The organism is Streptomyces doebereineriae (assembly GCF_031845645.1).
Classification (GTDB): Bacteria; Actinomycetota; Actinomycetes; order Streptomycetales; family Streptomycetaceae; genus Streptomyces; species Streptomyces canus.
Genome location: NZ_JAVREZ010000167.1, coordinates 1 through 477, shown reverse-complemented (window position 1 = coordinate 477; position 477 = coordinate 1). Strand labels below are relative to the sequence as shown.

The window sequence follows — 477 nt, the reverse complement described above, 5'->3', positions numbered from 1 at the left end:
GTACGGGCCCCCTCCAGGTCCGTCACGAAGAGCCGCACATCGGCGTTGGCCGTCCCCGCCGCCGGGTAGGCGACCTCGGCGGGCTTGCGCTCCGGGTGCGCGGGATCGGCGATCCACCACCGCTGTACGGGGCTGTCGTCGGCCCGCGCGACCAGCAGCCGGTCCGAGTCCGGCGACCACCAGAAGCCCCGGAAGCGGTGCATCTCCTCGGCCGCGACGAACTCGGCCAGACCGTAGGTGACATGGGCGTCCTCGGGCTCCGCCAGCGCCCGGTCGCCGTCTCCCTCGGCGCCCACGACCCGCAGCGCGCCCTTGGAGACGTACGCGATGTGGCGCCCGTCGGGGGAGGGGCGCGGGTCGATCACCGGGCCCGGCACCGGCAGCGCCCGCGCCGTACCGGCCCTCAGCTCGGCCACGTACACCTTCCCGGAGAGCGCGAAAGCGGCCAACTCGGCCGCCGCGTCCACCGCGTAGGAC

1 protein-coding gene is annotated in these 477 nt (G+C 75.3%); it reads right to left on the bottom strand.

Going from position 1 to position 477, the window contains the following annotated elements; translation table 11 throughout:
* On the bottom strand, nt 1–477 hold a 477-nt coding region (locus RNB18_RS51270; RefSeq protein ID WP_311720962.1), incomplete at both ends, for a DPP IV N-terminal domain-containing protein.